Source organism: Enterobacter sp. V87_3 (assembly GCF_029967835.1).
Lineage (GTDB): Bacteria > Pseudomonadota > Gammaproteobacteria > Enterobacterales > Enterobacteriaceae > Enterobacter > Enterobacter cancerogenus.
Map to the genome: position 1 here is coordinate 10195 of NZ_JASCAM010000033.1, position 22532 is coordinate 32726.

The 22532-nt window shown below is 55.7% G+C and carries 26 protein-coding genes; 11 read left to right on the forward strand and 15 right to left on the reverse strand.

The genetic code is table 11. The features are described 5' to 3' along the window. The first annotated feature begins 53 nt into the window (after window positions 1-53). From mdoG to QLG21_RS20555, 3 genes are all read left to right on the forward strand, one after another. Window positions 54-1589: a glucans biosynthesis protein MdoG gene (gene mdoG / locus QLG21_RS20545; protein WP_167519807.1), complete on the forward strand. Its 1536-nt coding sequence runs from the start codon at window positions 54-56 to the stop codon at window positions 1587-1589. After that, the gene (gene mdoH / locus QLG21_RS20550; RefSeq protein ID WP_058609164.1) at window positions 1582-4110 is read left to right on the forward strand and encodes a glucans biosynthesis glucosyltransferase MdoH; all 2529 of its coding nucleotides are present in this window, start codon (window positions 1582-1584) and stop codon (window positions 4108-4110) included. Before mdoG ends, mdoH begins: the two co-directional genes overlap by 8 nt. 124 nt (window positions 4111-4234) lie before the next feature. Next, a complete protein-coding gene (locus QLG21_RS20555) occupies window positions 4235-4462 on the forward strand; it encodes a YceK/YidQ family lipoprotein (RefSeq protein WP_006174640.1) in 228 nt (75 codons plus the stop codon). A 7-nt stretch (window positions 4463-4469) separates the two neighbouring features. On the opposite strand, the gene QLG21_RS20560 is transcribed toward QLG21_RS20555, so the two are convergent. From QLG21_RS20560 to QLG21_RS20570, 3 genes are all read right to left on the reverse strand, one after another. Beyond that, window positions 4470-4844, reverse strand: a complete 375-nt coding sequence (locus tag QLG21_RS20560) for a MysB family protein (protein WP_006174641.1) — start codon at window positions 4842-4844, stop codon at window positions 4470-4472. 86 nt (window positions 4845-4930) lie between these two features. Further along, window positions 4931-6160 (reverse strand): multidrug efflux MFS transporter MdtG, encoded by a 1230-nt coding sequence (gene mdtG, locus QLG21_RS20565; protein ID WP_101737918.1) that lies wholly within the window; start codon window positions 6158-6160, stop codon window positions 4931-4933. Between the two features lie 142 nt (window positions 6161-6302). After that, on the reverse strand, window positions 6303-7229 hold the full coding sequence (locus QLG21_RS20570) for a Kdo(2)-lipid IV(A) acyltransferase (RefSeq protein ID WP_042319518.1): 927 nt from the start codon (window positions 7227-7229) through the stop codon (window positions 6303-6305). A 220-nt stretch (window positions 7230-7449) separates the two neighbouring features. Here QLG21_RS20570 and QLG21_RS20575 point away from each other — a divergent pair, with 220 nt between their 5' ends. Then, window positions 7450-8499 (forward strand): rhodanese-related sulfurtransferase, encoded by a 1050-nt coding sequence (locus tag QLG21_RS20575; RefSeq protein ID WP_282485118.1) that lies wholly within the window; start codon window positions 7450-7452, stop codon window positions 8497-8499. Window positions 8500-8540: 41 nt separating this feature from the next. Here the strand turns inward: QLG21_RS20575 and QLG21_RS20580 are convergent, their stop codons facing one another. From QLG21_RS20580 to mdtH, 9 genes are all read right to left on the reverse strand, one after another. Then, the gene (locus tag QLG21_RS20580; protein ID WP_006174645.1) at window positions 8541-9119 is read right to left on the reverse strand and encodes a YceI family protein; all 579 of its coding nucleotides are present in this window, start codon (window positions 9117-9119) and stop codon (window positions 8541-8543) included. Window position 9120: 1 nt separating this feature from the next. Further along, window positions 9121-9687: a cytochrome b gene (locus tag QLG21_RS20585; protein ID WP_042319521.1), complete on the reverse strand. Its 567-nt coding sequence runs from the start codon at window positions 9685-9687 to the stop codon at window positions 9121-9123. Between the two features lie 227 nt (window positions 9688-9914). Then, window positions 9915-10028, reverse strand: coding sequence for a YceO family protein (locus QLG21_RS20590; RefSeq protein ID WP_042320499.1), 114 nt, complete (start codon window positions 10026-10028; stop codon window positions 9915-9917). A 56-nt stretch (window positions 10029-10084) separates the two neighbouring features. Continuing rightward, complete coding sequence (gene solA / locus QLG21_RS20595; RefSeq protein WP_282485119.1) at window positions 10085-11203, reverse strand: N-methyl-L-tryptophan oxidase; 1119 nt, start codon at window positions 11201-11203, stop codon at window positions 10085-10087. Between the two features lie 116 nt (window positions 11204-11319). Beyond that, complete coding sequence (bssS, locus tag QLG21_RS20600; RefSeq protein WP_006174649.1) at window positions 11320-11574, reverse strand: biofilm formation regulator BssS; 255 nt, start codon at window positions 11572-11574, stop codon at window positions 11320-11322. Window positions 11575-11847: 273 nt separating this feature from the next. Beyond that, window positions 11848-12093, reverse strand: coding sequence for a DNA damage-inducible protein I (dinI, locus tag QLG21_RS20605; RefSeq protein ID WP_137903807.1), 246 nt, complete (start codon window positions 12091-12093; stop codon window positions 11848-11850). Between the two features lie 74 nt (window positions 12094-12167). Then, a complete protein-coding gene (gene pyrC / locus QLG21_RS20610) occupies window positions 12168-13214 on the reverse strand; it encodes a dihydroorotase (protein WP_282485120.1) in 1047 nt (348 codons plus the stop codon). 124 nt (window positions 13215-13338) lie between these two features. Further along, entirely contained in the window at window positions 13339-13899 is a 561-nt protein-coding gene (locus QLG21_RS20615) for a lipoprotein (RefSeq protein ID WP_137903805.1), read from the reverse strand. 124 nt (window positions 13900-14023) lie between these two features. Continuing rightward, a complete protein-coding gene (gene mdtH, locus QLG21_RS20620) occupies window positions 14024-15232 on the reverse strand; it encodes a multidrug efflux MFS transporter MdtH (protein WP_282485121.1) in 1209 nt (402 codons plus the stop codon). A 237-nt stretch (window positions 15233-15469) separates the two neighbouring features. Between mdtH and rimJ the strand changes: the two genes are divergently transcribed. The 4 genes from rimJ to murJ all read left to right on the forward strand — a co-directional run bounded on the left by rimJ (window position 15470) and on the right by murJ (window position 19286). Continuing rightward, a complete protein-coding gene (rimJ, locus tag QLG21_RS20625) occupies window positions 15470-16054 on the forward strand; it encodes a ribosomal protein S5-alanine N-acetyltransferase (protein ID WP_006174655.1) in 585 nt (194 codons plus the stop codon). A gap of 9 nt (window positions 16055-16063) precedes the next feature. Then, on the forward strand, window positions 16064-16714 hold the full coding sequence (locus tag QLG21_RS20630; RefSeq protein WP_006174656.1) for a YceH family protein: 651 nt from the start codon (window positions 16064-16066) through the stop codon (window positions 16712-16714). Between the two features lie 2 nt (window positions 16715-16716). After that, a complete protein-coding gene (locus tag QLG21_RS20635; RefSeq protein ID WP_058609157.1) occupies window positions 16717-17640 on the forward strand; it encodes a Gfo/Idh/MocA family oxidoreductase in 924 nt (307 codons plus the stop codon). A 110-nt stretch (window positions 17641-17750) separates the two neighbouring features. Further along, entirely contained in the window at window positions 17751-19286 is a 1536-nt protein-coding gene (murJ, locus tag QLG21_RS20640) for a murein biosynthesis integral membrane protein MurJ (RefSeq protein WP_088207511.1), read from the forward strand. Window positions 19287-19345: 59 nt separating this feature from the next. On the opposite strand, the gene flgN is transcribed toward murJ, so the two are convergent. The 3 genes from flgN to flgA form a co-directional block, all read right to left on the reverse strand. Beyond that, window positions 19346-19771 carry a flagella biosynthesis chaperone FlgN gene (flgN, locus tag QLG21_RS20645; RefSeq protein WP_006174659.1) on the reverse strand — a complete coding sequence of 142 codons (426 nt, stop codon included), beginning with the start codon at window positions 19769-19771 and terminating at the stop codon, window positions 19346-19348. Between the two features lie 4 nt (window positions 19772-19775). After that, window positions 19776-20069: a flagellar biosynthesis anti-sigma factor FlgM gene (gene flgM, locus QLG21_RS20650; RefSeq protein WP_006174660.1), complete on the reverse strand. Its 294-nt coding sequence runs from the start codon at window positions 20067-20069 to the stop codon at window positions 19776-19778. 92 nt (window positions 20070-20161) lie between these two features. Then, window positions 20162-20821, reverse strand: a complete 660-nt coding sequence (gene flgA / locus QLG21_RS20655; protein ID WP_137903803.1) for a flagellar basal body P-ring formation chaperone FlgA — start codon at window positions 20819-20821, stop codon at window positions 20162-20164. Between the two features lie 157 nt (window positions 20822-20978). On the opposite strand from flgA, the gene flgB reads away from it, so the two are divergent. The 3 genes from flgB to flgD are packed head-to-tail and all read left to right on the forward strand — an operon-like array spanning window position 20979 to window position 22525. Continuing rightward, window positions 20979-21395, forward strand: a complete 417-nt coding sequence (gene flgB, locus QLG21_RS20660; protein ID WP_006174662.1) for a flagellar basal body rod protein FlgB — start codon at window positions 20979-20981, stop codon at window positions 21393-21395. A 3-nt stretch (window positions 21396-21398) separates the two neighbouring features. Continuing rightward, on the forward strand, window positions 21399-21803 hold the full coding sequence (gene flgC / locus QLG21_RS20665; RefSeq protein WP_137903802.1) for a flagellar basal body rod protein FlgC: 405 nt from the start codon (window positions 21399-21401) through the stop codon (window positions 21801-21803). An 11-nt stretch (window positions 21804-21814) separates the two neighbouring features. Further along, a complete protein-coding gene (gene flgD, locus QLG21_RS20670) occupies window positions 21815-22525 on the forward strand; it encodes a flagellar hook assembly protein FlgD (RefSeq protein ID WP_006174664.1) in 711 nt (236 codons plus the stop codon). Window positions 22526-22532 lie beyond the last annotated feature (7 nt).

A 22532-nucleotide genomic window follows, 5' to 3' on the forward strand; every position in this document is an offset into this window, starting at 1 on the left:
ATATAAGCACACAAAGGGGGAAGTGCTTACTTATTATGAAACATAAACAACAAATGATGAAAATGCGTTGGTTGGGTGCTGCAGTGGTGTTATCACTGTATACCTCATCGGCTCTGGCCTTTAACATCGATGACGTCGCAAAACAGGCAAAATCGATGGCGGGGAAGAGCTACGAAGCGCCGAAAAGTAACTTGCCCTCCGTTTTCCGCGACATGAAATACGCGGACTATCAGCAGATCCAGTTCAACCATGACAAAGCGTACTGGAACAACATTAAAACCCCGTTCAAGCTTGAGTTTTATCACCAGGGTATGTATTTCGACACCCCTGTTGCCATCAATGAAGTGACGGCGACCGCGGTCCGTAAAATCAAGTACAGCCCGGATTATTTCAATTTTGGCGACGTACAGCACGACAAAGACACGGTGAAAGACCTCGGCTTCGCAGGCTTCAAGGTGCTTTACCCGATCAACAGCAAAGATAAAAACGACGAAATCGTCAGCATGCTGGGCGCCAGCTACTTCCGCGTGATTGGCGCAGGGCAGGTGTACGGGCTTTCCGCGCGTGGCCTGGCCATTGATACGGCATTGCCATCCGGTGAAGAGTTCCCGCGTTTTCGCGAGTTCTGGATCGAACGTCCTAAACCTACGGACAAACGTCTGACGATTTATGCGCTGCTGGACTCCCCTCGTGCGACCGGCGCTTATCGCTTCGTGATCATGCCGGGCCGTGACACGGTTGTTGACGTGCAGTCCAAAGTGTACCTGCGCGATAAAGTAGGCAAGCTGGGCGTGGCACCGCTGACCAGCATGTTCCTGTTCGGCCCTAACCAGCCGTCTCCGGCAACCAACTTCCGCCCTGAGCTGCACGACTCCAACGGTCTCTCCATCCATGCCGGTAACGGCGAATGGATCTGGCGTCCGCTGAACAACCCGAAACATCTGGCCGTCAGCAGTTTCGCTATGGAAAACCCGCAGGGCTTCGGTCTGCTGCAGCGTGGCCGTCAGTTCTCTCGCTTTGAGGATCTGGACGACCGTTACGACCTGCGCCCAAGCGCCTGGGTAACGCCGAAAGGTGACTGGGGCAAAGGCAAAGTCGAGCTGGTTGAAATTCCAACCAACGATGAAACCAACGACAACATCGTCGCTTACTGGACGCCGGATCAGCTGCCGGAAGCCGGTAAAGAGATGAACTTCAAGTACGCGATTACCTTCAGCCGTGACGAAGATAAACTGCACGCGCCGGACAATGCGTATGTGATGCAGACGCGTCGCTCTACGGGCGATGTGAAGCAATCTAACCTTATCCGTCAGCCGGACGGCACCGTCGCGTTTGTGGTGGATTTCACCGGCCAGGACATGAAAAAACTGTCCCCGGATACCGCAGTGACCGCCCAGGCCAGCATCGGTGATAACGGTGAGATTGTGGAAAATGCTGTGCGTTATAACCCGGTAACCAAAGGGTGGCGTTTAACCCTGCGTGTGAAAGTGAAAGATCCGAAACAGACCACTGAAATGCGTGCTGCGCTGGTCAGTGAAGATCAGCCACTGAGCGAAACCTGGAGCTATCAGCTACCTGCCAATGAATAATACAACTGAATATATTGATGCGATGCCGCTGACGGATATTGAAAAAGCGGCACTGCCCAGGAGCGACATTCAGGCGGTGCATGCCGCCCTGGATGGTGAACATCGTCACTTTACCCGTGAGGATGATTCACCGCTCGGGTCAGTCAAAATGCGTCTGGAGCGTACGTGGCCGGACTCGCTGGCAGAAGGGCAGCTGATTAAGGACGATGAAGGGCGCGACCAGCTTCAGGCAATGCCAAAAGCAACGCGTTCCTCAATGTTCCCCGATCCCTGGCGCACCAACCCGGTGGGCCGCTTCTGGGATCGCCTGCGCGGGCGTGAAGTTACGCCGCGCTATCTGTCCCGTTTGACCAAAGAAGAGCAGGCCTCTGAGCAGAAATGGCGTACCGTGGGTACGCTGCGTCGCTATACCTTACTGCTGCTGACGCTGGCGCAGACGGTCGTTGCGACGTGGTACATGAAGACCATCCTGCCTTATCAGGGCTGGGCGCTGATTAACCCTGCTGACATGATAGGCCAGGATATCTGGGTCTCCTTTATGCAGCTGCTGCCGTATATTCTGCAGAGCGGCATCCTCCTGCTGTTCGCCGTGCTGTTCTGCTGGGTATCGGCCGGGTTCTGGACCGCGCTGATGGGCTTCCTGCAGCTGCTGATGGGCCGCGACAAATACAGCATTTCCGCGTCGACGGTCGGGGATGAACCCCTGAATCCCGAGCATCGTACCGCGTTGATTATGCCTATCTGTAACGAGGACGTTGACCGCGTATTCGCGGGTCTTCGCGCCACCTGGGAGTCCGTTAAGGCGACCGGTAACGCGGCGCATTTCGACGTCTACATTCTTAGCGACAGCTACAATCCCGATATCTGCGTGGCAGAGCAAAAAGCCTGGATGGAGCTGATTGCGGAAGTGCAGGGCGAAGGGCAGATCTTCTATCGCCGTCGTCGTCGTCGCGTGAAGCGTAAAAGCGGTAACATCGATGACTTCTGCCGTCGCTGGGGCAACCAGTACAGCTACATGGTGGTTCTGGATGCTGACTCGGTGATGAGCGGCGACTGTCTGAGCGGCCTGGTTCGCCTGATGGAAGCTAACCCGAATGCCGGGATTATTCAGTCCTCGCCAAAAGCGTCCGGGATGGACACGCTGTACGCACGCTGCCAGCAGTTTGCGACGCGCGTTTACGGGCCGCTGTTTACCGCGGGTCTGCACTTCTGGCAGCTGGGTGAATCCCACTACTGGGGTCACAACGCCATTATCCGCGTGAAGCCGTTTATCGAGCACTGTGCGCTTGCGCCGCTGCCGGGCGAAGGCTCCTTCGCAGGCTCTATCCTGTCGCATGACTTTGTTGAAGCCGCGCTGATGCGCCGTGCAGGGTGGGGCGTCTGGATCGCCTACGATCTGCCAGGCTCCTACGAAGAATTGCCGCCGAACCTGCTGGATGAACTGAAGCGTGACCGCCGCTGGTGTCACGGTAACCTGATGAACTTCCGCCTGTTCCTGGTGAAAGGGATGCACCCGGTTCACCGTGCGGTCTTCCTGACGGGCGTGATGTCTTATCTGTCTGCACCGCTGTGGTTTATGTTTCTGGCGCTGTCGACGGCGCTGCAGGTTGTCCACGCGCTGACGGAACCGCAATACTTCCTGCAACCGCGCCAGCTGTTCCCGGTGTGGCCGCAGTGGCGTCCGGAACTGGCGATTGCGCTGTTTGCGTCGACCATGGTGCTGCTGTTCCTGCCAAAACTGCTCAGTATTGTGCTGATCTGGTGTAAAGGCTCTAAAGAGTACGGTGGTTTCTGTCGCGTGACGCTGTCGCTGCTGCTGGAAGTGCTGTTCTCCGTCCTGCTGGCACCGGTACGTATGCTCTTCCACACCGTGTTTGTGGTGAGCGCGTTCCTGGGCTGGGAAGTGGTCTGGAACTCGCCGCAGCGTGACGATGACTCCACGCCGTGGAGCGAAGCCTTTATGCGTCACGGTTCGCAGCTGCTGCTGGGGCTGGTGTGGGCGGCCGGGATGGCGTGGCTGGATCTGCGTTTCCTGTTCTGGCTGGCCCCGATTGTCTTCTCCCTGATCCTGTCGCCGTTTGTGTCGGTTATCTCCAGCCGCTCAACGGTTGGCCTGCGCACTAAACGCTGGAAGCTGTTCCTGATCCCAGAAGAGTATTCCCCGCCGCAGGTGCTGGTGGATACCGACCGTTATCTCGAGCTGAACCGCAGCCGCTCGCTGGCAGATGGCTTTATGCACGCGGTGTTTAACCCGTCGTTTAACGCCCTGGCCACCGCAATGGCTACTGCGCGTCATCGTGCCAGCCATGTGCTGGAGATTGCCCGCGATCGTCACGTTGAGCAGGCGCTGAACGAGACGCCGGAGAAACTCAACCGCGACCGTCGTCTGGTACTGCTGAGCGATCCGGTAACAATGGCGCGCCTGCACTACCGCGTCTGGTCTGCGCCGGAGAGATACTCGTCGTGGGTGAGCCACTATAATGAGCTGAAACTGAATCCGCTGGCACTGAAGGCGAAGTAACGCTTCTTTGCCCGGCGGCGCGACGCTTGCACGGGCCTACACATAAACGTAGGGCGGGTAAGCGAAGCGTCACCCACTAAATAAAATACCGGCTTAATCGCCGGTATTTTTTATGAGGTAAGGCATGAAAATAATCGCAGTGGTGGTCATGGCGATGCTGCTCAGCGGCTGCGGCAGCATCATCAGCCGTACCATTCCCGGGCAGGGCCACGGGAATCAGTACTACCCCGGCGTCCAGTGGGATGTTCGCGACTCAGCGTGGCGTTACCTTACGGTGCTCGATCTGCCGTTCTCGCTGATCTTCGACACGCTGCTGCTGCCCATTGACGCCAGCCACGGCCCATACGAATAAGCGTTAATTAACGCTCGTCCCACTCATCCGCTGCGGCCTGGCCCTCTTCGGTATCCAGCGGCGGTTCGAGCTGAAACTCACCTTCATCCCATTCGTGCAGCGTATTCTCTTCAAGCCACTCCTGACGCAGTTCGATTTCATCGTAGTCGCCGTCAAAGACAGCCTGTGCACCTTCACCACTCAACACCGGCAAACATTCTCCGTCCTGGCCATCATCGGCAAAGAACTCGGCCTGCCACATAATATCGCCATCCTGCAGCACATATTTTTGAATGTTGAGCTGTTGCACGTCAGCATCTTCTTCCTCAAGGCCGGGTTTATCGGCGAGGAACTCTTCGCGAGCGGCATCAATAGCTTCTTCCAGCGTGGCGTACATGGTCATCGGTGTCTCCCTGTTTTTCGATAAGGTATTCAGGGAAAGAATAGCTGAATATGAGATTTTGCAAGTATGAATGCGTAAATAAGCCGTCACGCTTCTGACTTATTCGCGGGTGTGCGTAACGCCCGTGACAGGCTGAACCACGAGTACACGGCGTTAAACAGCACGACGCATGCCGTCACGATAAAGACGGTACGGAATCCGAAAGTGGCAGAGACCCCCGCGCCGACAAGCGGCCCGGTGACGTTGCCGATATCGCGAAATGACTGGTTATAGCTGAATATCCGCCCGGAAATTTGGTTGGTGGAGTTATAGACCAGCAGGGTTTGTACCGCAGGAAGCAATGCGCCATCCGCCGCGCCCAGTAAAAAGCGCAGTACGCCCAGCTGCCACGGGGACTGTACCATCGACATCGGGATCAGTAGCAGGACAGAAATCACCAGGGCGCAGATCAGGATCTTCTCCGGCCCAACCCGATCGCCCAGCTTGCCAAGCCGCGGCGCGCTCAGAAGCGCTGCCACACCAGGTACCGAGGCGATAAGCCCGCTGATAAACGCGATATTACTGACATTACCGGCAAGTTCACGTACGTAGAGCGTGAGGATGGGGGCGATCGACCCGGTTGCCACCTGGATAATCATGGTGGTGACGAACAGACTTAATACCAGCCTGGGGTTTTTTAACGACCCCAGCACATCCCGGGCGTGGAGCATCTCTTTTTTGGGCACGGGGGTGAAGTTTTCGCGAATACAGGCAAGCGTAACGATAAAGCAGAGGAACAGGACGCTGGCGGTAATAAAGAATACCGGACGCAGGCCGTAGGTGTCCGCCAGCAGGCCGCCCGCAAGCGGCCCCAGCAGTGCGCCGCTCACGCCGCCGGTCGACAGCGTACCTAACGCCCAGCCGCTTTTATGGCGGGGGATCTGTGTGGCAATCAACGCATTGGCATTCGGGACAAAGCCGCCCAGCAGGCCAAGCAAGGCGCGCAATATCAGGAACTGCCAGACGTTCTGCGCCACCCCCATCAGCAGCATAATGATCGCCATCCCAAGCGCGGAGCGCAGCAGCATGATCTTTCGCCCCTTACGGTCGGCAAGACCGCCCCAGAACGGCGACGCAATGGCGGAAAACAGAAAGGTAATACTGAATACCAGCCCGGACCACATATTGAGCTCGCTGTGGCCCGTCACCCCCAGCTGTTCAACGTAAAGGGGGAGGAAGGGCATCACGAGGCTAAAGGCCGCACCGGTAAGAAAACAGCCAAACCAGGCAACCGCGAGGTTACGTTTCCAGTTTATGGGGGCATCTGAGGGTGACATAACGTTCCGCATGATGAGGTGCAGCGCACCGTGAGCAGTAGGGTAATAAGCCTGCTAATTATGCGCCTGGGTTAGGGTTGTCGCAATGTCGGGGAGCGTTTAAAGCTAAAACAGGTGCGGCCAGAGGCTGGCCGCATCAGCATTAATAGCGAGAAGGTACGCCTTCGGGGCGCGTTTTAAAGCGGCGATGCAGCCACATGTACTGCTCCGGGGCGAGCATGATGCACTTCTCGACCACGCCGTTCATCCAGCGAGCGGTGGTTTCCGCGTCGTCCAGTGGGGGAGCCATTTCTGGCTCCAGCATAATCAACTGATAGCCTGAACCGTCCGGCTTGCGGCGGGGCACAAACGGAACAATTGCCGCTTTCGACATTCGCGCCAGCATCCAGGTACCACTGGTGGTTGCAGCCTGCTCAACGGCGAAAAAGGGTACGAACACGCTGGCTTGACGACCGTAGTCGTGATCGGGGGCATACCAGATCACTTCGCCTGCTTTTAAGGCGCGGATCATGCCCTTGAGATCTTTTCGGTCAATCATGCTTTTATTGGAACGCATGCGGCCCCAGGTCTGCAGTAGATCAATCACCGGGTTATCATTCGGACGGTATACGCCAATGCCCGGGGCCTGCATGCCAAACATCCGCGCGCCAATCTCGAGCGTCAGGAAATGGATGCCGATCAGCAGCACGCCGGTCTGATTAGCCTGAAGGGTATGAACCGGCTCCATGCCGGTGCCGGCCACTTCCGTCCAGCGCGCCATGCGTTTATCGGACCAGAACCACGCCATGCCCGTCTCCATCAGGCCCATGCCGACGGATTCGAAATTCTTCACGACCATCTCATGACGTTCGGCTTCGCTCATCTGCGGGAAACACAGTTCCAGGTTGCGCCAGGCGATCCGCGCGCGGCGTTTCATCAGATGCCGGGCGAGATGCCCCAGCCCTTTCCCCAAACGGAAAATGACAGGATAAGGAAGTTGTACGATAAGCCACAACAAGCCAATGCCTAGCCAGGTTAACCAATAACGGGGGTGTAGGAGGGCGGCAGTAAATTTGGGTAACTGGGTCATGTCTGTCCTGTGTTCTAACGTCCTGAGTGGCCATTGTCTCATTTTTTGAGGCATAGCCAAAATATCTGTCATCGAAACGCGCACGAATGCAGCAAATGTTAAGCCTGATTAATCAGACAGGGAGAAATGTAGCGTAAATTGTATGGATGTAAATTGTTATTGTTTGCTATATCATGCCGACCGAATTTTATTTCTCTAACGATTGCAGGACTTGTACACCATGCCAGTGTTACACAACCGCGTGTCGAATGAGATGTTGAAAGCGCGTATGTTGGCCGAGACCGAACCGCGTACCACCATCTCATTCTATAAATACTTCACCATCGTCGATCCGCAAGCGACCCGTGACGCCCTTTACCAGGCCTTCACGGCGCTGAACGTTTTCGGCCGCGTCTACCTGGCGCGTGAAGGGATCAATGCCCAGATTAGCGTGCCGGAAAGCAACGTGAGCGTCTTTCGCGAGCTGCTTTACGGCTTTGATCCAGCGCTCAACGGGCTGCGCCTGAACATTGCCCTCGACGATGACGGTAAATCCTTCTGGGTACTGCGCATGAAGGTGCGCGAACGCATCGTGGCTGACGGGATCGACGATCCGAGCTTCAACGCCAGCGATGTGGGCGACTATCTCAAAGCGGCTGAAGTGAATGCGATGCTGGACGACCCGGATGCGGTGTTCATCGATATGCGTAACCACTACGAATACGAAGTGGGGCATTTTGAGAACGCGATGGAGATCCCGGCCGACACGTTCCGCGAGCAGCTGCCGAAAGCCGTTGAGATGATGCAGGAACATAAAGATAAAAAAATCGTGATGTACTGCACCGGCGGGATCCGCTGTGAAAAAGCCAGCGCGTGGATGAAACACAACGGTTTTAATAAGGTCTGGCACATTGAGGGCGGCATCATCGAGTATGCCCGCCGCGCCCGCGAGCAGGGGCTGCCGGTACGCTTTATCGGAAAAAACTTCGTGTTTGATGAGCGCATGGGCGAGCGTATCTCCGAGGATGTCATCGCGCAATGTCATCAGTGCGGTGCGCCGTGCGATACCCACACCAACTGCAAAAACGATGGCTGCCATCTGCTGTTTATTCAGTGTCCGGCCTGTGCCGAGAAGTTTAACGGCTGTTGCAGCGAGGTGTGCAGTGAAGAGAGCGTGCTACCTGAAGAGGAACAGCGTCGGCTGCGCGCGGGTCGTGAAAATGGCAATAAGATTTTTAACAAATCCCGCGGTCGTTTAAATACCAAACTGGGCATTCCTGACCCCGAATAACCGTCACGCCCGGCATAGCGAGAGCCTGCCGGGCGTCATTATTACGACTTCTGCTGAACGCCTTCCACAGAAATAATCAGGTCCACGTCCTGAGACGCCGGGCCTAAATCCGTCGTGATATTAAAATCTTTCAAACGAATTTTACCGGTTGCTTCAAAACCAGCGCGTTTACCACCCCAGGGATCGTCACCCTGGCCGATTAATTTCGCATCAAGGGTGACCGGTTTGGTCACGCCATTGAGAGTAAGGTTGCCGGTAATATCCAGCTTGTCGCCATCCTTTTTCACTTCAGTCGACGCGAATGTTGCCTGCGGGAATTTCGAGACGTTCAAAAACTCCGCGCTGCGCAGATGTTTATCACGTTCCGCGTGGTTGGTATCGACGCTGTTGGTATTAATGGTCACGTTCACTTTATCAGAGGCCGGGTTTTTCTCGTCAAAGGTAAAGGTACCGTCGAAATCATTAAAGCTGCCGTACAGCCAGCTATAACCCAGGTGCTGAATGCGGAAATTGACGAAGGCGTGCTGGCCTTCTTTATCAATTTTGTAATCAGCGGCCACGGCGGAACCCGTGGTGAATAACAGGGAACCTAATGCGATACCCAGCAGGCGTTTTTTCATTTTATGCTCCAGAGTCAACTGACGATCGGCCAAGCATGCGCTTAAGCGTGTCGTCTTTATCGATGAAATGGTGTTTAAGGGCAGCAAGCCCATGCAGGACGGACAGAATAACCACGCTCCACGCCAGCCATAGATGAATAATGCCCGCGATATCTGCCTGTGAACCCGCATCGGCCAGGGTAGCCGGAACGTCAAACAGGCCAAACACGCTGATGGGTTTGCCATCTGCTGTGGAAATTAAATAGCCGCTAATCAAAATGGCCAGCAGCAGCGCGTAGAGCGTAATGTGCGCGGCGGTTGCGCTCAGTCGTGTGAATTTGCTGTGGCTGTCGGGTGCCGGTGGTGGCGGGGAGATATGTCGCCAGATAATCCGTACCACCAATCCCATCATCAGCAGTACGCCAATGCTTTTATGCAATTCAGGCGCCTGGTGATACCAGCCGTCATAATAGCTTAACGTGACCATCCAGAGACCCAGCCCGAACATGGCATACACCGCCAGAGCGAATATCCAGTGTAAAAGCATGGATATCATTCCGTAGCGATGGGGAGAGTTACGCAATTGCATGAAAATTACCATTCTGAATAATTTGAACAATAAAAATGAACGGCTGGAAAAGATTATGCAACTTAAAAAATGAGATAATGATATTTATTTAATTTATTTCAGGTAATTTGAATGTCTTCTTTGAATGTATTTCAGTAGCTTCGTTCAATATTTTATGGAGAATATTGGAGGGAGATGGATTAACTCAATTAACCTAAAGTAATGTCAATATTTGTAAGCCCGCGCATTCAGTAAAACATCACATAAATAAAATCGATCAGCGCCAGCAGCGACCACAGCAGGATATAGAGCATGAAATGCTCACGGATATTATTAATAAGATAGCTAACGATCCTGCGCATCATTCCCCGCGAGTAAGCAAAGTCACAGGCCCCGGACATCCGGAGCCTGCGGGATATTATCGGTCAAAACGGGCGAGCGAGAAGGGAGTGAGATCAAACTGCGGCGTAATACCCTGGGCAAACTGGGCAGCAATTTCACCGAGAACAGAGGCAAACTTAAAGCCATGCCCGCTCAGGCCGGTGATGAGCAAGGTATTGTCATGGCCCGGCAGGCGATCGATGATGAAATCTTCATCCGGCGTGTTGTCGTAAGTGCAGGCTGCGCCGTAAAGCAAGCCACCGACACCCGGCAGAATATTGCGCAGGAACATAAAGGCTTCTGAACCATCCTGCGGGTAAGCGCCAAAAGGTTTGCGCTCATCCGGTGAGGCGATGGTCTGCCCGCCGTTATGCTTGCCGATTTTCAGCGCGTCCTTTTCAGAAGGGAAGCCGTAGAACTGGTCGCCGTTAGGCAATTCGCCGGTAAACGCCGGGAATTTATTCTGGCTGCTGTAGCGGCCGTCGGACTGGAACCATGAGAAGACTTTACGCACCGGCTGAATGGGCAGGTCCGGCAGCAGTTTGGTCACCCACGTCCCTGCGCTGACAAGCAGGCGCGCGCCGTCGTAGTCGCCTTCAGGCGTCGTCACGGTCACGCCATCAGCATGATGGGTAATACCGGTTACCGGGCAGTTAAACAGTTGCCCACAGCCTGCTTTTGCGGCCAGGTCGATCCAGGTCTTGATGGCGGTTTCACAATGCAGGACGCCGGAGTGCGCTTCATAAAGCCCGATATAGTCCTCCGGCACGGTGATTTCCGGCCAGCGGCTCATCACGCCCTGCGCATCCAGACGCTCAACCTCAAGGTGAAAAGCTTTCGCGCTCTGTTCCACCGAGGCGAGAAACGCAGAGTGGGCCGGGCCCAGGTTCACGACGCCGGTGCGCTCAAAAATGCGCTCTTCCGTCTGCTTCGCCAGTTCGTCCCACAGCGTCTGGGCACGCAGAACCAGCGGCACATAGCGCTCGCCTTCGCCGTAGGCATGGCGGATAAGGCGGGTATCGCCATGATGGCTACCTTCTGAATGCGGGGGAAGGTGGGCATCAATCATCAGCACCTTCAGGCCTGCCTGCGTGGCGTAATAACCTGCGGCCGATCCAACGGAGCCGCTACCAATAATGATCAGGTCGTATTTCATGGTCATCCCGTTAACTAACGCTTTGTTAGCAGAGTAATTAACATCGGCAGGTTATACAAGGGAGAAATAAATAAGGCACCCCGAGGGTGCCTGTTGAGTGAAAAGTGGGCATAAAATTAATGTCGTTTATACTCATTTTCCTGGTAGTCGCCAGATTCTATTTTGGCAATACCTGCCTCTAAAATAGAAATAAACTGACGGGCGACGTCTGTTGTAAGCCACAGCGTCTGTCCAACTTCCGCTTCTTCACGGTTGAGTTGACTTGGGGTCTGGTAGTGCAAACGCAGCATCAGCGCGTCGTAGCTGTCTACGGTGCTGATATCCCAGCCGACAAGCGGATGGGTCTGGATGACTTCACTATTCTTTTCCATTATAACCCCCTAAATGCGTGTTAGAAGACAACGGCTTTGAGGTTCAATGCATGTTTTTCTGAAAGCATCTTCAGTATATCAATAGATAAGGGTTCTTATGGGAAAAATAAATAGGTAGCAACACATTTTTCTGCATTTTAGGATTGTTCGAGCAATAAAACGCCATCTTGTTCACGATTTTTTAAGAAGATGCTGAATTAATCTGAACTAAAAATAAATGGGATGAAAAAAAGCCGGGGCGACCCGGCAAAAAACACAATGAGGGAGCAAGTGTTAATCGGTGATAAACCAGTCGTCAGCGCTTTCCCAGGTTTCCTGTAAAATTTCAGTGATACGCTCTTTATCTTCTTTAGCACCACCGATAACCGACAGGTTGTTCGCGGTCGCATAACGCACCGTTACGGGATTATCGTGATCGGGAAAATTTTCGTGAATACGACGGGATAGCTCGCCTGCCAGTGCATCAAGCGCGCCGGCAGGCAGAACGGTGGTTTTGGCAATGGTGACTTCAATACGCATAAATGCCCCCTGTGTAATATACTGTGCATTTATACAGGTATATTAGTGTTTTGACAACACGGGGGCGGGGTTTTTTAGCGTTTGACGGTCCACTGTACGGTTTCACCGGCGAGGAAGGGGATCAGCGTGTCATCCGTAAGCGCGATCGCCTCTTCAACCTGGCTCGCTTTGCGATCCAGCTCAATGAAGGTCTCATTGACCGGCAGGCCGTAGAAACGGGGGCCGTTCAGGGAGCAGAACGCCTCGAAATGCTCAAGGGCATTCATCTCTTCAAATACGGTGGCATAGCTCGCCAGGGCGGTAGGGGCGTTAAAACAGCCTGCGCAGCCGCAGCTTGCCTCTTTACGGTGGCGGGCATGCGGCGCGGAGTCGGTGCCGAGGAATGCGCGGGAGAACCCGCTGGCAACCAGCTCACGCAGCGCCTGCTGGTGGATGTTGCGCTTGAGGATCGGCAGGCAATAGAGGTGAGGGCGCACGCCACCGACCAGCATGTGGTTGCGGTTGAACATCAGATGCTGAGGCGTGATGGTAGCGGCAATCAGCTCATTGCCGTCGCGGACATACTCTGCCGCATCTTTGGTGGTGATATGCTCAAACACCACTTTCAGCGCGGGCAGGCGCTGGCGAAGCGGCTCCATCACCGTCTCGATGAACCGGGCCTCGCGGTCGAAAATATCGATATCCGCATGGGTCACTTCACCGTGCACCAGCAGCGGCATGCCCAGCTTCTGCATGCGTTCCAGCACCGGCATGATGGCATCAATGCTGGTCACGCCGTGGCTGGAGTTGGTGGTGGCATTCGCCGGGTAAAGTTTAGCGGCCGTGAACACCCCTTCGTTAAACCCGCGCTCCACTTCGTTCGGATCGAGAGAATCCGTGAGATAGCAGGTCATCAATGGCGTGAAATCATGTCCTGCCGGGACCGCATCCAGAATGCGCTGGCGATAGGCGATGGCTGCATCGACGGTGGTGACGGGCGGAACCAGGTTTGGCATGACAATCGCGCGGCCATAAATTTCGCTGGTATAGGGCACGACGGTTTTGAGCATATCGCCATCACGCAGATGGATATGCCAGTCGTCAGGGCGGCGGATTTTAAGAACCTGGGATTGTGCAGTCATGGAAGCTCCGGCTTGAAAAGGATCAGTCATAAGAGGGCTGTTTTTGCCGGACACAAATCATAAGCGGAAACGTTTTCGTTTGCACACTTTTCCGTAAAAAAAAGGGCGCCTGAGCGCCCTGATGTTAATCGGTGAAAGGAATAATAATTTCGCCGGGTTTTACCTCAATGCCCTTGGCATACTTTTTAGCAAGCGACTCGCCCTTGCTCTTGTCTTCGCTGAGAACGTAGGCCGGCTGCTGGTTGAAGTAGTTGCGCAGCGACTGATTCAGGTAAGGCATGAGCGTCTGCAGTACCGGCTTCATCTTTTCCGGTGAGACAACCGCATCGACCACTTCCATCTCCTGAAGGAAAATGGCCCCTTTCTCTTTATTAAAGACCGGCAGCGCCTTCAGTTTGAGTTTGATATTGGCTTTCTGATTACCAAAGAGGGAGGTCATGTCCAGACTGGCGTCACCGGTAAGCGTGACTTTATTCGGCTCTTCACGTCCGATCTGGCTGACGAGATTGCTGAGGACGATGTGTGCGTCGGCAAGGCCCGGCACGCCAATGTCTTTGGAAAAGTTGTTATGTTTTTCCAGCGCCTGATTGATTTCCTGCTCACTGACGGTGTATTGGGTAAGCTGATTGCAGCCTACCAGCAAACCACTGACGATCAACGCAGCGGCAATAACAATTTTCTTCATAGTGTTCCTCAACGAAAAATCGGCGCTTCTGTCCTGTGGCGTCAGTATGTCAGTGTAAAATGGCAGAAACCAGCAGAAAAAACTGATAAGCGCGGCGGGAGGGGCCTCCCGCCGACGTGAGGTATTACGCGCCAGGCTCGAGCATGCCGCGCGCGCTGCGCTTCTGGCTGAACTGCCACCACAGGGCAATGAAGGTGATAAACCCCACCACGCCGAGCATGACCCAGGGCAGTTCCGGCTGGCTCATCGCTTTGCCCGCATCGAACAGCCAGCCACCGCCCGCATAGCCCAGCGCGCCACCCAGCGCCAGGCCCAGACGGCTGAACCCCATATAGCTGCCGCGCGCCCGTGCATCCGCCAGCGAGGCGCTAAGGGTTTCACGGGCCGGTTCGGCGATAACAGAGCCGATGTAGAACGTGCAGATAAGCGTAAACAGCTGCTGAAGCGAGCTCACTAAACCGATGGGCATCATGCTCAGCGTCATGATCAGCAGACCCGCCATCAGGCGGTGCTCAAGACGAAAGCGCCGTTCACTCCAGCGGGCAATCGGATAGAGCAGCGTGAGCGACAGGCAGGCTTCAATGGCGTACATCCATTTGACCGCGGTCGGCGTACCGGCGATGTCATTCACCATGATCGGTAGCATCAGCATCACCTGAACCGCCAGCATGTAGTAGCCGGTCAGGGTTAATACATAGGTCACAAAACGTTTATCGTTCAGCACGCGCCCAAGCCCTTCGCGCACCGGCGCTTTCACCGTCGACAGTTTCCACGCGGGCAGATACAGCCCGTTAAACAGCGCACACAGGATAAAGAGCACGGCACCGGTCGCGCAGACCAGACGGAAGTCATACTGCAACAACCAGCTTCCCAGCAGCGCACCCACAACCGCGCCGGCGCTGTCCTGCATCATCAGAATGGAGAAGAAACGCCCCCGGTGCTGCGGACGAATTAACTTCACCACCAGCGCGGTACGCGGCGGGTCGAACAACGTGCCGCCAATGCCGGAGAGGAAGCATGAGAACCACAGCACCCACGGCTCATGGGCGATGGCCATCGTGGCAAAGCCTGCCGCACGTAGCAGCATGCCGGTGACGATCATCGGTTTTGCGCCAAAGCGGTCGGCGATTGCGCCGCCAAACACGCCTAACCCTTGCTGAACAAGCTGGCGTAATCCCAGCGCAATACCGACCATTAATGCCGCCCAGCCCATTTGATCGACAAAACGGATCGATATCAGGGGAAACACGACAAAAAAGCCGAGCACGACCAGCATGTTATCGACGAGCAGGAAATATTTACCCAGGCTCCTGGCCTGTGATACGCGGGACATTTTCCCTCCAGGGAAAATAAGAAGGTGAGCACGCTAACATTCTGCGGTGTCGCCGCGCGTTTTCCCACCCCCGGGCGTGACAATATTTTTTTATCAAAAAGGTGCTTTGATAGAGAGTTCTCATCGAAAGTTGTGAAAAGAGGTGAAAATGGTATGTCACTGTTTTCACAGACGGCACTGCCGCAGGTATAGTAAAGCTAACAGGTAGAGCAGAAGCGACGGGAAGGAGTGGTATCGATGTTTGGCTATCGCAGTAATGTGCCAAAAGTGCGTCTGACAACGGACAGGCTGGTTGTTCGTCTGGTGCACGAGCGTGATGCCTGGCGTCTGGCGGATTATTACGCCGAGAATCGCCAGTTTTTAAAACCCTGGGAACCCGTTCGGGATGAAAGCCATTGCTACCCTTCCGGCTGGCAGGCGCGGCTCAGTATGATCGCGGAATTTCACAAGCAGGGGAGCGCATTTTATTTCGCGCTGCTGGATCCTGATGAAAAAGAGATTATCGGCATCGCCAACTTCTCTAACGTGGTGCGCGGGTCGTTTCACGCCTGCTATCTCGGCTACTCCATCGGCCAGAAATGGCAGGGGCAGGGTCTGATGTACGAAGCGTTAACGGCGGCAATCCGGTATATGCAGCGCACGCAGCATATCCATCGCATTATGGCGAACTACATGCCCCACAATCAGCGCAGCGGTAGCCTGCTGGCGCGGTTAGGGTTTGAAAAAGAAGGGTACGCCAAAGACTATTTGTTGATCGACGGTGAGTGGCAGGATCACGTCCTGACGGCGCTCACGGCTCAGGACTGGACGGCGGGTCGTTAAGGAGAAAAGATGAAATATCAGTTGAACGGTGCCGAAGCGCGCGTCATTGGATGCTTGCTGGAAAAACAGGTTACCACCCCGGAACAGTATCCGCTGTCGGTCAATGCCGTGACCATGGCCTGCAATCAGAAGACCAACCGTGAACCGGTGATGAATCTCGGGGAACATGAGGTGCAGGATTGCCTGGATGCGCTGGTCAAGCGCCACTACCTGCGAACGGTGAGTGGTTTCGGCAACCGCGTGACCAAATATGAGCAGCGCTTTTGCAACTCAGAATTTGGCGATTTGAAACTGAGCGCGGCAGAAGTGGCGGTGATTACCACGCTGTTGCTGCGCGGGGCGCAAACGCCTGGGGAACTGCGCACGCGCGCAGCGCGGATGCATGAGTTCCGCGATATGCAAGAGGTTGAGCAGACGCTCGAAGGGCTGGCCTCACGTGAAGACGGGCCATATGTGGTACGCCTGCCGCGTGAGCCGGGCAAGCGTGAAAGCCGCTATATGCACCTGTTTAGCGGAGAGGTGGATACGTCAACGGCAGCGGCAGAGCCTGACCTGGCAGCGGCGGATAACGGCCTGGCGGCGCGAGTGGCGGTGCTGGAAGACGAGGTCGCCGGGTTGAAACAGCGTCTGGATGCACTGCTGGCACATTTGGGGGATTAACGGTGGCAAAATTACGTGTAGGGGTAGTGGGGCTTGGCGGTATAGCCCAGAAGGCCTGGCTGCCGGTACTGAGCGTGGCGGCGGACTGGACGCTGCAGGGAGCGTGGTCGCCCACGCGTGAGAAAGCCGAGCGTATCTGCGAAACCTGGCGAATGCCCTGTGCGAGCTCTCTGCAGGATCTGGCTCGCGAGTGCGATGCGGTGTTTGTGCATACCTCGACAGCAAGCCACTATCAGGTGGTCAGCGAGCTGCTCAACGCCGGCGTTCACGTCTGTGTCGATAAACCGCTGGCCGAAAACCTACAGGATGCCGAACGCCTGATTGAACTGGCGGCACGCAAAAACCTGACGCTGATGGTCGGTTTCAATCGCCGGTTCGCGCCGCTCTATCAGCAACTGAAAGCGCAGCCCGGCACGCTGGCGTCATTACGTATGGACAAGCACCGAACCGACAGCGTCGGGCCTCAGGATCTGCGTTTTACCCTGCTGGACGATTATCTTCATGTGGTGGACACCGCGCTGTGGCTGACAAACGGTAACGCGCAGCTGAAAAGCGGGACCCTGCTGACGAACGACCAGGGGCATATGCTTTATGCCGAGCATCATTTCGCCGCGGAGCATCTGCAGGTGACGACCAGCATGCATCGCCGCGCCGGCAGTCAGCGCGAATCCATTCAGGCCGTGGCCGATGGGGCGCTGTATGACATTACCGACATGCGCGAATGGCGCGAAGAGAAGGGCAGCGGCGTGGTGACGCTGCCTGTTCCCGGCTGGCAAAGTACGCTGGAGCAGCGCGGGTTTGCCGGTTGCGCGCGCCACTTCATTACCTGCGTGCAAAATCAGACGGTTCCGGAAACGTCGGGCGAGCAGGCCATCATGGCGCAGCGTATCGTGGAAAAGCTCTGGCGTGACGCCATGAGTGAATAATTGTCTGTAACATCTGCCGATAGTAATTCCCTTAAATCCGGGTAGACTACTCGCTTCATCAACGCCTGCACTGCAGGCGTTTTGCCGTATGGTTGTGGAAATTCACGTTAATGAACTTATTAAAATCGCTGGCGGCAGTCAGCTCGATGACCATGTTTTCTCGCGTGCTGGGCTTTGCACGCGATGCCATTGTGGCACGGGTTTTTGGCGCAGGGATGGCAACTGACGCCTTTTTCGTCGCATTCAAGTTACCGAACCTGCTGCGCCGTATTTTTGCAGAAGGGGCTTTCTCGCAGGCGTTCGTGCCAATCCTTGCGGAATACAAAAGCAAGCAGGGCGAAGATGCCACGCGCGTCTTCGTGGCCTACGTCTCGGGCCTGTTAACGCTGGCGCTCGCCGTGGTTACGGTTGTTGGGATGCTGGCGGCACCGTGGGTGATCATGGTAACTGCCCCCGGTTTTGCCGATACGGCCGATAAATTTGCCCTGACCAGCCAACTGCTGCGCATTACCTTTCCTTATATCCTGCTGATCTCGCTCGCCTCGCTGGTGGGGGCCATCCTTAACACCTGGAACCGGTTTTCCGTTCCGGCGTTTGCGCCGACGTTCCTTAACGTCAGCATGATCGGGTTTGCTCTGTTCGCGGCGCCGCACTTCAACCCGCCGGTGCTGGCGCTGGCCTGGGCCGTGACCGTAGGCGGCGTGCTTCAGCTTGCCTACCAGCTTCCGCATCTCAAAAAGATTGGCATGCTGGTCCTGCCGCGCGTCAGTTTCAAGGATGCCGGAGCGATGCGGGTGATCAAGCAGATGGGGCCGGCGATTCTCGGCGTTTCCGTCAGCCAGATCTCCCTTATCATCAACACCATTTTCGCCTCTTTCCTGGTCTCCGGCTCGGTTTCGTGGATGTACTACGCAGACCGTCTGATGGAGTTCCCGTCTGGAGTCCTGGGCGTGGCGCTGGGGACCATCCTGCTGCCGTCGCTGTCGAAAAGTTTTGCCAGCGGCAACCATGATGAATATTGCCGTTTAATGGACTGGGGCCTGCGTCTTTGCTTCCTGCTGGCGCTGCCAAGCGCGGTGGCGCTCGGCATTCTGGCGAAACCGCTCACCGTGTCGCTGTTCCAGTACGGCAAGTTTACCGCGTTTGACGCCGCCATGACCCAGCGGGCGCTGGTGGCCTACTCGGTCGGCCTGATGGGGCTGATTGTGGTGAAAGTTCTGGCGCCGGGGTTCTATTCACGTCAGGACATCAAAACGCCGGTGAAAATTGCCATCGTGACGCTGATTATGACCCAGCTGATGAACCTGGCCTTCATTGGCCCGCTGAAGCATGCCGGGCTGTCGCTATCGATTGGTCTGGCGGCCTGTCTGAACGCCGGCCTGCTCTACTGGCAGCTGCGTAAGCAGGATATCTTTACCCCGCAGCCCGGCTGGATGCGCTTCCTGATCCGTCTGGTCATTGCGGTACTGGTGATGGCGGCGGCGCTGATCGGCATGCTGTATGTGATGCCTGAGTGGTCGCAGGGGACCATGCCATTGCGTCTCATGCGCTTGATGGCCGTCGTGGCAGTCGGCGTAGTGGCTTACTTCGCCACGCTTGCGGTGCTGGGATTCAAAGTCAAAGAGTTCGCCCGCCGCACGGTATAAACGCAAAAAGGGGAGTTCACCGAAAGGTGCTCCCCATTTGATGATGTGGCGCTAACGCGTCAAATCGAAATCTTTTTCCCGCCCGTTACGCGCGCGCTGGATGCCTGACCATCTGCACCATACAGACCTGTCTCTTTATGCGGTTTTAAAACCTCAAGCGCCTGCTGATTACGAATAATCTGCCCTTCCAGCAGCCAGCCATTGTGCTGGTTGAGATCGCGAAGGTGCTGGGTTTTTTCAGTAATGGTCTGCCAGCGCTCAAGGATCTCATCGTTGGCGCTGCGCTGAGGATCTTGCTCTGCACGACGTTGCTGCTCGAGATAGTCCAGCGTCGCCAGCAGCGAACTTTTATCTTCGGTAATGCGTTGTAACGCACTGCCGTTGACCTGTCCGGAAGACAGGTGCTGCTGTTCTGCGTCCATAACCGTTTTCAGGTCATTCAGGACAACCGTCATTTGATCCAGTATTTCTGACAGTCGACTCATACGGTTAGTTACTCTGCAGGAAACTCTGTGCATCCTGAATCAGCGCATCAGCAATTTTGCTGGTGTCCATTTTCAGTTCGCCGTTACGGATCGCCGTTTTCAACGCTTCAACACGTTCCATGTTGATGTCGTTGCTGCCGGGCTGCATCAGTTTGGCCTGAGCGTCGCTGAGGGTCACGCTGGTGCTGTGGGCCGTGGACGGTTTTTCCAGACGCGCTTTCTGTGGCGTAGCGTCATTCGTTTCGCGAGGCTGTACAGTGCTAACCGGCTTCAGGGCTGATGTACGATCAATGCTCATAGTGGTGTCCTCATCGAGGGTTCGCGGCGTTTGCGCCTGACATCATCATTTGTTGATTATTTATCGGCAGTCGCCGCGAAATCTTTAAAAGATTATAGGTTAATCAGAATATTCCCATCAGAACCGACGGTTCCACTGACCACCTGGCCCGAGGACATTCTTACCCGGGCATTTTGCGCCACGGCCGCATTGTTCAATGCCTTCCCTTCACTGTTGATGCTAAAGCCGTCACCGTTAGCCACAACCATCACCTGCTGACCCGCCTTCACCCGCCACGCCTGACGGATCATCGAGAGCTGGATTGGCTGGCCTGGGGCAACGTCCCGCAGGCTTACGGCGTCCTGCGCCTGGTTAATATCCAGCATCGTTCGCGGAGGCAACTGGTCAAGACGGCCGCGTTTTAACGTCACGCTGCTGGCCTGCAGCTGGCTTCCCCGAACAATCGGCTGAGCGGCGACAACATAATTCCCCGTCGCCTGAACCGCAACCTGCAAATAGCGTTTTTCATTCGGACAGCGGGCCTGCACGTTCACATTGCCCCACAGCTTTGCGCTGCCGGTCACGCTGAAAGAGGGGGTTTCGCAGGACGGCAGAAGGTTGGGCGGCATGCGTACGCTGACGGTCACTTCATCGCTAAAACCGGCCAGCTGCTGGGCAAAATAAGCGTTGAGCTGTGCCTGCAAATCTTCTGCCTGCGCCAGTGGGCTTAAAAACAGTAAGGTTGCCGCCAGGCCTTTCGTTAACGTCCGCATCGCAAGTTCCACCGTGTCCAGAGTTTGAAGGATTTTACCCGCAGTGGATTTCCATCAACGCAATAAATAGCGACGCATTTTGCGCTTATTCCTTCGATAGGGGTGACGGGTTGAGATTTAAGCTGTGAACTGAAATTTTCCCATCAGCGGAGGAGACATGCTCGATAAACTCGATGCCGCGCTACGTTTTCAGCAGGAAGCGCTCAATTTACGCGCCCAGCGGCAGGAAATCTTAGCCGCCAATATTGCCAACGCCGATACCCCAGGGTACCAGGCGCGCGATATTGATTTTTCCAGTGAGCTTAAAAAAGTGATGGAGCGTGGACGTGCCGAAGGAACGGGTGTGGCACTTGCCATGACATCCTCACGCCACATTCCCGCTCAGGCAATGACCGCACCGACAGCCGATTTACTTTACCGCATTCCCGATCAGCCCTCGCTTGACGGTAACACCGTCGACATGGACCGGGAGCGCACACAGTTTGCCGACAACAGCCTGAAGTACCAGATGGGCCTGACCGTTCTCGGCGGGCAGATCAAAGGCATGATGAACGTCCTGCAGGGGGGCAACTGATAAATGGCCTTGCTGAACATTTTTGATATCGCCGGATCGGCGCTAACGGCGCAGTCCAAACGCCTTAACGTCGCGGCCAGTAACCTGGCGAACGCCGACAGCGTGGCCGGTCCTGACGGACAGCCTTATCGTGCGAAACAGGTGGTCTTTCAGGTGGATGCTGCACCGGGCGCGGCGACGGGCGGCGTGAAAGTTTCTGATGTGGTGGAGAGCCAGGTACCGGACAAGCTGGTGTATGAGCCGGGTAATCCGCTCGCGGACGCCAACGGGTACGTGAAAATGCCGAACGTGGACGTCGTGGGTGAAATGGTGAACTCCATGTCCGCCTCGCGCAGCTATCAGGCAAACGTCGAAGTGCTTAATACCGTGAAGAGCATGATGCTCAAAACACTCACTCTCGGCCAGTAAAGGAGACACGAATGTCCATTGCCGTAAATGTGAATGACCCGACAAACTCGGGTGTCGGCGGCACCAGCAGTGCCACGGGCTCCAGCTCCCTGACGGGAAGCAACGCCAGCGATCTGCAAAGCAGCTTTCTGACGCTGCTGGTGGCCCAGCTGAAAAACCAGGACCCGACCAACCCAATGCAGAACAACGAACTGACCACGCAGCTTGCGCAGATCAGCACCGTTAGCGGCATTGAAAAGCTCAACACCACGCTTGGCTCGGTCTCCGGGCAAATCGACAGCAGCCAGTCGCTGCAGGCGGCGAACCTGATTGGCCACGGGGTGATGATCCCGGGCACGACGATCCTCGCGGGCAGCTCCACAACCGATGGCAACACCACCACGTCCACCACGCCGTTTGGGGTTGAACTCCAGCAGCCGGCGGACAAAGTGACGGCGACCATCACCGATGCCAACGGCGCGGTGGTTCGCACCATTGATATTGGTGAACTGAAAGCGGGCGTCCATACCTTCACCTGGGATGGCAGCATGACGGACGGCACCACGGCACCAAACGGTTCGTATAAGGTCGCGATCAGCGCCAGCAACGGAACCACCCAGCTGGTCGCCCAGCCGCTGCAGTTCGCGCTGGTTCAGGGCGTGATCAGAGGTAGCGACGGCAACAAACTGGATTTGGGTACCTCGGGTACCACCACGCTCGACGAAGTTCGGCAGATTATCTAAGCCTTAA